The following is a 5,335-nucleotide window of genomic DNA, read 5'->3' as shown; positions in this document are numbered from 1 at the left end:
AAGGCGCCGCCACCCAAAGCGGCGCCTGCTTCTCCCGTCTTCGACCCATCGACATGACGCGGACAAACCTACCATCCCCTCCCGTCCCTGTCGATCGTCCTTCGGGATAGGTCCACGGGCTGCTAACCTACGAAAGTTTGGCCGGGCGCTTTCGGATACTCCGCGAACGTCTCGCGTTCCTCCTTCGAGGCCACGAAATATCCATCGAGCGCGCGAATGCTAACGCGAATCGCAATGAGACCGCGCTCAAGGAGGCGCCGAACCCCAGCCAGGAATGGCCAAGCGAAGATAAGGGAGACGTTCTCGCCCACGTGCTCGCGCGGTTCTCTTTTCACCCCCAAGGCGCAGTCTCATTGGACCACTGGCGCAAGCCTGCTCGATTCGAGGATAACACGTGGCTTGTCGCGCCGTACGTGTACACTTACTTTCCGCAGATCCCGTCAGTGCAGAATGCGCGACGCGACCCGGAATGTATGGAGCAGCTAAGGGAGCGGATCAAGGTGCTGCTTTCCACGCTCGACGCAAGGCGCACCAGGAAGATGCAAGAATGCGCTAAGCTCAACATCGAGTACAAGGTGGACGAGCTTGCTGGCGAAATCGCATATGAAATTCTCAGCCATGAATGCAGGGTCTCTGGGATGAAGGAAACTCAAATAAGCCGCTGGTTCGGATTCTACCTCAAACCCAAGCGCTCGTAGCGGCGCGCACATTTTTCCACCAGCGCCCGCTGGTGATGATCCTCTTGTACGTAGCTCAGCGCACACTTTCTCAGCGGCGAACGCTGGAGACAGCGATTTGATCGGGCCCGAGGCACCGCGCTAAACACTTTCGACAGTTCCGACAGCGCCGCCCCCCGCGAGCGCTGGGATTGCGCCGTCTGGATAGCTGCGCCTCGTGCGTAGCTTTGCAGCGCTGCGCCGTGATCCGTCGAAAGGAGACCATGAACCCGCAAGAGATCCCGCCCGACGTGCGCGAAGCCGCGTTGATCCTGCTTTCCTACTTCTTCCGCCTCGTCCGGAATGAGGCGGCAAAGCACACCAAAGGCGACGAGGGACCGCGCTACTACGACCGAAAAACCTTTCCCTGGGGCGAACGGTCCTTCGAGCGGCTCACGGGGCAGGGCAAGATCCGGAGCTTCAAGGCGCCCGACGGAAAGACGATCCTCGTGCTGCGGGATGAGGCTCACGCGTTCATCGAGGCGCAAGAGGGCGCGCGCCCGCGAGCGCCGCGCCCGCCTCCCACGGCGCGCACCGCGGCGCCTGTCGACGTGAACGCCTTGTCACCGGCCGAGGCGCACGAGCTCGCCATGGGACGGGAGCCGAAGCAGGGCCCGACCACGGAACGGAGCCCGCGCCCGCGCCGCCGCTGATTCCGCCGAGGCGCCTCGCGCGAGGTCCGGCCCGTCGAGACATCGATCGGCCTCGTGCTCGCGCGTCCTCGGCCATCGTGCGCGCCCGTGGGGGGCGGGCGCGCTGGGATTGAAGGACTCGAAAGGGAGCGGCGAGGCGCACGCGAGCGCCGCCGCTGATATGCCATGACGAACCATACACGAGCGGCGCCTCGATGCGCGCCGCCCGAACGGACCGATCCGCCCTTCGCCCGTCGAGACATCGAGGCCGAGGACGGCCGCGAGCTCGCCGCGCTTCCGAACGTGCCACGCTGCGCGGAGCATCGCGCCGCCGCGAGCCGATCGAGCCGCACGGGCGAGCGTGCGCTCGCCGAGGACGAGCACCAGGCGCCCGCCGAGGACGAGCACGAGGCGGACCTCGAGAGCATGACCCCGCGCCGCCGCGCCGCCGCTGCGCCGGGCGGACATGCGCGCGCCAAGGCGCATCCGGACGAAGGGCGCGAGCGCGCCCCCCACCACGCGCGAGCCGATCGCCCGGACGAACCGAGCTCGAGAGCACCCCGACGCGGGCGCGCAGCGGGCGCGAGAAGATCGGCGAGGGGAGCGAAGCAGGGTTCGGGCGCTACCGCGACGCGGGCGCGAGCACGAGGCGCCTACGCGCCGCCGCGAGCCGATCGCACGGGCGCGCCGAGGCCGAACGTGAGCACGAGCCGGACCTCGAGAGCCCCCGCGAGCTCGCCGAGGTCCCCCCGCGCCGAGGCCGGCCGGCGCAGCTCTGCCACGTCCCCCCACGGGCGCGAGGACGGGCGCAGCGTGCGACGTGCGACGCCGGGCCGCTCTCCCCCTCGCCGATCGCTTCCCGGGCCCGCTGCGCGCCGCCGCAAGCCAACCGAACGGCCGAGGCGGACCCTTGACGCCCGCCGAGGGGTGTGGTCAGCTGGTAGGGCAGTACAAAAAGCGGGCCCCCATGCATGCAGCTAACATGCACGGGGACCCTAAGACAAACCCCGACGGTAACGAGGTTTGACCTATGGGTATCCTATACCCTCGTAGGCCGAGATCCAGCCAATTTTCAAGCGCGGAGGTCCTGTAATATGGGCCGCCGTCGCACTGGTAACATATTGCTTGAAGGTGACCATTACGTGGCGCGCGTCCTTCTGGACGGCCGCTACGTGCGGATCCACCTCCCCCCGGGCATGTCCGAAGCTCGCGCCCGCGAGACGGCGAAGTTCTACACGGACAACCCCGACAAGGCGCGCGAACGGCTCGACCAGCAGGCGCGCGAGCGGAGCAAGGGCGCGCCCATTCCAAAGGGAGAGACGTTCGCCGCGTATTTCGAGCGGTGGATAAGGGACCGCGAGGAGCGAGGATATACCAGCATCAAGAGCGACCGCTCGGCCTTTACGCTGCACGTCGTGCCGACCATCGGAGAGAAGCCAATCGCGACGATAACGCGCGAGGATTTGGAGAGACTGGTCCAAGTCCTCGACAAGAAGATCGTCCAAGGTGAGTATTCGTGGCGCAGCGCGAAAAAGCTATGGCTTGCGGTTCACAAGCTATTTCGGGACGCATCATCGGCGAAAAACCTCGCGCTGCGCGTCCGCAAGGACAATCCAGCGCAGGGCGTCGTGGGTCCTGACTTGGGTACTCATCGATCGAAGGTGCAGCTTTTCCCGAGCGAGTTCCTACAACTCGCGTCGTGCGAGAAAGTACCGCTCGAAATGCGCCGGCTGGCGACGCTTGCCATATACCTCTACTCCCGCATATCGGAGATCCTTCGTCTGCGGTGGACCGACGTTAACCTACAGGAGGGCGTCATCTATGTCCGCCGCAGCTTCGATAACGCTCGAAAGCAGGAGAAGGGGACGAAAACCAAGCGCCCGCGCGCCTTTCGCATCGAGCCGAATCTACTGCCCTTGCTTCACGCGCTGTACGCCGAACGTGACGAAAGCGGCCGGGTGATTCCAGTCTATGGCGGCCACATGGCCCGGCGCTTCCGCCTCGCCATGCAGACGGCAGGACTCGACCGGCCGGACCTGTACATCGCGGATGACCTCCACAAGCGAATGACGTTCCACGACCTACGTGCGACGGGGATTACGTGGATGGCCATGCGTGGGGATTCTACGCATGTCATCATGCAGCGTGCTGGACACCAGAACTTCAACTCGACGTTGATCTACATCCGCGAAGGTGAAGCGCTCCGGGGCAACGCCGGCGAAGTCTTCCCGCCCCTGCCTGCCTGCCTGCTCGTCCCGGCCGGCGAGGGATCCGCGGGCGGCGGGAATCTGTCGGAAAACTATCGGGGAGGAACGACCCCGACGAGCCAAGTGTCGGTAAAGTCGAGCGAAAGTGAACTCGGGGCGTATTGCTCTAGACAGTACACCGACCACCCCTCCAGCCCGGCTCGCTTGGCCACACGTCCGAACGCCTGGTCGAGCCCCCACTGGCCCCAGGGCTTGCGGCGGTCGTTCAGGGCCACGTGCCCCTCGCGCTCGTCCTTCGCCAAGGGGGCGAGGAGCTTCGCGAGCTCCGGTGTGACCGGGATCTCGCGCTGGCCAGTCTTGGGCGTGTGGATCTCGCCATGGGACTTACCCTCACGCACGCTCACGAAGCCGCCGATGGGCTCCCCCTTCTCCCACCGAAGCAACACGTCCCTGCGAAGGAGCGCGCGGACCTCGTTGGGGCGAAGGCCGGCGTCCGCCATGAGGCGGAAGCTCGGGCGGTGGGACCCGCGGGCGCAGGCGATGAGCTTCTCGACCTGCTCGTCGGAGGGGATCTCCAGGATGCTCTGCCCGAGAGGCTTGAGCTTCGGCAGGCCCTCGGGCACGGCGTCCACGTACTTGCGCGCCTTGGCGAACTTCATCACGGAGCGCAGGACGATCTGCACGTTGTTGCGCGTGCCGGGCTTCAGCTTCCGCTTGGAGAGCTCGAGATCGAGGCCGGCGGCTGCGTTGCCGTCCACCTGGGTGATGGGCAGCTCGCCGAACTTCGGGAGCAGGGTGCTCCCGAGGACCGACTCGTAGCCCTTTCGGCTCGTGACCTTGAGATCGGTGATCATGAAGGTCTGCCGGAACTCGTCGACCACCCCGGCGAAGGTCTTCACCGCCTCTGTGGGAGGAGGCGGCGCCTCGGACGAATTGCCCTCGGACCCGGGCTCATACGGCGAGCCATACTTCGCGATATTCATTTGATATCGCATCTCTTCCGCTTTGGCTGCCGCCATGGTTTGCACCTGGGCATCCTTGCGGAATCGCTCCTGGCGTCCGTCTTTCGTCGTATATCGAATATCAATGAACAGGCACGGTTTCCCGCGCCGCTGGGACTTGCGAACCGGCATGGTCAACTACCTTCCTGCCCGTCCCAGCCACGGCTGCGATGCCCGTCCTTTAGCACGACGCGCGAGTTCACGGGACCCCCCACGCCTCGGAGAACCGGACCCGCCAGATCCGGCCGAACTTGCGCGCCCGCACGCCGTCGACGCTGGCCTCCGTCCCACCATCGGCGGCACGCATGGCGCGGCGCTCCAGCGTCTTGCGCAGCGCGCCGACATTCATGCCGAGATGCGCCGCGGCACGGTCGAGAGGAACCCAAGCCCCGACCCCTGGCTGCACTTCTCCCCGCTTTCCCGACATGCCGGTACCTCATTCCCCTGCCGCCCATGGCCACCTCCCCGACGCGCGAGGGCTCCGCGGCGTCGCGAATGGACGACCGACGAGGGGGCTCGAGCTCTCGGCGAGCGACCCCTCCATCAGGCGTCCGTGGGGCGGAATCTAAGGCATTCGGGCGCGACGTATCAAGGCATTTCGCAAGCGATCTCGAACATTTACTGGAATCATCGTATTGGTTGCGGGATCGTGTAGCAGCCCGTGGACCTATCCCGAAGGACGATCGACAGGGACGGGAGGGGATGGTAGGTTTGTCCGCGTCATGTCGATGGGTCGAAGACGGGAGAAGCAGGCGCCGCTTTGGGTGGCGGCGCCTTCG

The 5,335-nt window shown here is 65.8% G+C and carries 6 protein-coding genes; 2 read left to right on the top strand and 4 right to left on the bottom strand.

Going from position 1 to position 5,335, the window contains the following annotated elements; translation table 11 throughout:
* The first annotated feature begins 137 nt into the window (after nt 1-137).
* Nucleotides 138-698, top strand: a complete 561-nt coding sequence (locus tag QHF84_RS50060; RefSeq protein WP_281320777.1) for a hypothetical protein — start codon at nt 138-140, stop codon at nt 696-698.
* Nucleotides 699-940: 242 nt separating this feature from the next.
* Nucleotides 941-1,369, top strand: coding sequence for a hypothetical protein (locus QHF84_RS50055; RefSeq protein ID WP_281320776.1), 429 nt, complete (start codon nt 941-943; stop codon nt 1,367-1,369).
* Between the two features lie 632 nt (nt 1,370-2,001).
* On the opposite strand, the gene QHF84_RS50050 is transcribed toward QHF84_RS50055, so the two are convergent.
* The 4 genes from QHF84_RS50050 to QHF84_RS50035 all read right to left on the bottom strand — a co-directional run bounded on the left by QHF84_RS50050 (nt 2,002) and on the right by QHF84_RS50035 (nt 4,983).
* Nucleotides 2,002-2,130 carry a hypothetical protein gene (locus QHF84_RS50050; protein WP_272459964.1) on the bottom strand — a complete coding sequence of 43 codons (129 nt, stop codon included), beginning with the start codon at nt 2,128-2,130 and terminating at the stop codon, nt 2,002-2,004.
* A 246-nt stretch (nt 2,131-2,376) separates the two neighbouring features.
* Entirely contained in the window at nt 2,377-2,853 is a 477-nt protein-coding gene (locus QHF84_RS50045) for a hypothetical protein (RefSeq protein ID WP_281320775.1), read from the bottom strand.
* 794 nt (nt 2,854-3,647) lie between these two features.
* The gene (locus QHF84_RS50040) at nt 3,648-4,538 is read right to left on the bottom strand and encodes a hypothetical protein (RefSeq protein WP_281320774.1); all 891 of its coding nucleotides are present in this window, start codon (nt 4,536-4,538) and stop codon (nt 3,648-3,650) included.
* 217 nt (nt 4,539-4,755) lie between these two features.
* The gene (locus tag QHF84_RS50035; RefSeq protein WP_281320773.1) at nt 4,756-4,983 is read right to left on the bottom strand and encodes a hypothetical protein; all 228 of its coding nucleotides are present in this window, start codon (nt 4,981-4,983) and stop codon (nt 4,756-4,758) included.
* Nucleotides 4,984-5,335 lie beyond the last annotated feature (352 nt).

The organism is Polyangium sp. y55x31 (assembly GCF_029946505.1).
Taxonomy (GTDB): domain Bacteria; phylum Myxococcota_A; class Polyangia; order Polyangiales; family Polyangiaceae; genus Polyangium.
Note: the sequence above shows the minus strand (reverse complement) of the source record. Positions and strands in the feature narration are given on the sequence as shown.

What these genes read in the sequence shown, in the direction of transcription:
- QHF84_RS50055 (WP_281320776.1), top strand. Translation starts at nt 941, where the DNA reads ATGAACCCGCAAGAGATCCCGCCCGACGTGCGCGAAGCCGCGTTGATC.
- QHF84_RS50040 (WP_281320774.1), bottom strand. Translation starts at nt 4,538, where the DNA reads ATGAATATCGCGAAGTATGGCTCGCCGTATGAGCCCGGGTCCGAGGGC.
- QHF84_RS50035 (WP_281320773.1), bottom strand. Translation starts at nt 4,983, where the DNA reads ATGTCGGGAAAGCGGGGAGAAGTGCAGCCAGGGGTCGGGGCTTGGGTT.